Origin of the sequence: Acidovorax sp. JG5 (genome assembly GCF_017939685.1) — a bacterium.
GTDB lineage: Bacteria > Pseudomonadota > Gammaproteobacteria > Burkholderiales > Burkholderiaceae_C > Acidovorax.
The window spans coordinates 1-320 of the sequence record NZ_JAGKSE010000082.1 but is presented as its reverse complement, the minus strand read 5'-3'; the positions used below and the strand labels follow the sequence as shown (position 1 = coordinate 320).

1 protein-coding gene is annotated in these 320 nt (G+C 66.2%); it reads left to right on the top strand.

From position 1 onward, the window contains the following. A partial coding sequence (locus J8G26_RS19220) for an FAD-binding protein (protein WP_210570869.1) occupies positions 1-320 on the top strand: 320 nt, incomplete at both ends.

Genomic DNA, 320 nt, shown 5'->3' with positions numbered 1-320 from the left:
TTGGGCAGCAAGGAAAAGTTCGACGAAGTCATGACCCCGCTGGCCGACAAGCTCGGCGCCGCCCTGGGCGCCAGCCGCGCAGCGGTCGATGCGGGCTACGCCCCCAACGACTGGCAAGTGGGCCAGACCGGCAAGATCGTGGCGCCGCAGCTGTACATCGCAGCGGGCATCTCGGGTGCGATCCAGCACCTGGCGGGGATGAAAGACTCCAAGGTGATCGTGGCGATCAACAAGGACCCGGAGGCGCCGATCTTCAGCGTGGCCGACTATGGGCTGGAGGCGGATTTGTTTGCGGCCGTGCCGGAGCTGGTGAAGGCGCT